Source organism: Halalkalibacter hemicellulosilyticusJCM 9152 (genome assembly GCF_000513115.1).
GTDB lineage: Bacteria > Bacillota > Bacilli > Bacillales > Bacillaceae_D > Halalkalibacter > Halalkalibacter hemicellulosilyticus.
In genome coordinates, this window is sequence record NZ_BAUU01000089.1 from 1 (window position 1) to 1606 (window position 1606).

Annotated in this window: 2 protein-coding genes; both read right to left on the bottom strand. The window is 31.8% G+C overall.

The window, feature by feature from the left end; genetic code table 11:
- A partial coding sequence (tnpA, locus tag JCM9152_RS20955; protein WP_035347760.1) for an IS200/IS605 family transposase occupies positions 1–164 on the bottom strand: 164 nt, incomplete at its 3' end.
- A 419-nt stretch (positions 165–583) separates the two neighbouring features.
- Positions 584–1546, bottom strand: a complete 963-nt coding sequence (locus tag JCM9152_RS20960) for a DNA sulfur modification protein DndB (RefSeq protein ID WP_081728171.1) — start codon at positions 1544–1546, stop codon at positions 584–586.
- Positions 1547–1606: the final 60 nt, after the last annotated feature.

Here is a 1606-nt window from a genome sequence, read left to right on the forward strand (position 1 = left end):
CAAGCATTTGCTTCATGAATTACAACCCCTTTTCGTTCACATAAATCCCTTATGATTTGACCAATACTCTTTTTATATTTTCCATAGATGATTTGCCTTCTGTATTTTGGCGCAAAGACGATATGATACTTACAATTCCATGTTGTGTGTGCTAAACTATTCATGTCCTTCACAGGGCATACCTCCTTCTTTGGTGAGATAAAGTGGTCGGGAAACCAACTTTATCCTACCATGAAGTGAGGTTTTTTATACCACGCTAGAAGCCCTTTTGCCCCCCCCCCCGGCATAGCAGGGGTTTTCTAAACCATTTAAAGAAAATCCGAGACCCTTGAATGTATTGGGTTTCGGATTTTCTTTCGTTTGGCTTGCTCGTGATCTTGTAGATGACAGCAACTTGCTGAATAAAAAATGGTAGTTAGAACAAAAATGGCTGCATTAACAACATTTACAGTTATTCCACTCAAGCTCCCATTAGATGGAAAGCTGATAACTAGATTTTAATATAGTCCCCATCTTCGTCATAGGTGGGGACTATTTAACGCTTACTCAATTGGTTTTGGAAGTACTTTTTTGATATCAGTGTTTAATAATTTAATTGTTTCTTTATTTCCTCATAAATTTCGTCTGCTTTATATTCCTCAATTTGTAAATATTCTGAAGGAGTATTTTTCCTAGTTGCATTTAGATATTTTTTCCAAACTGGGTTCTTAATTGACCAATCAATATTTGCTAAAGCGTCAATTTCTTCTTCCCAATCGGTTATCCACTGTATATCTGTTTCATTAAGCATAATTGAATTATATATATAGTATCCTATTGATTGCTGTGTTGCATAGTGCCCTAGAATACTTTTCAATACGTCGCCTGGTTGTGGTGGTAAACTTGAAAATAATTCTCGAAATAATTTATCGAGAAAAATTAATACATCATCATATTGAGCAATTAAATTTCTACTATCTTTTTTGTTAGGGCTTTTCTTACCAAATAGTAATATACTTACTAATTCTTTGAGTCTTGAACTAGTAGAAAAATAATCATTCCCTGGACGCTGAAGCCGACTTTTATTAAATTCTATTTTTGCACTTTGAAGTGCGTCGCAAATATTATGAAGTTCTGTTACTAAAACATTTAGAACATCCCTATTATCAAATTTAGTAATTAAGGACATTGAAACTTTCTTAGAATTTGAGTTTATATCCGCAAATAAATGCTTTTCATCTTGGATATTAAGCCCGAAATAAATCTGAACAGTTAATGAAGTTTCCTCTATCCGTTCCCTTTTATTGTTATTCTGATTCTTCTCTAAAAACTTTTCTATTGCTTTTATTCTATGTTGTCCGTCAATAACTACTAATTTATTATTTATTGAAATATTCAATTCAAAGTCGTTGCTATAGTAATTGATCGGGTTGTCCCTGAATGAAAAAACAAGTGCAGGAAAAAATATCCCTATCTTATTATCCATATTATCAATATAGTTTGTAATTTTTGGTATTCTTCCATAAGAGATATCGCGATTTATATTTATTTTATTACTATTTATTATTAATGTTTAAAATTGTCTTTTACTTTAATTTTGTTGATGACCTAACATTCCTTTTTCTTT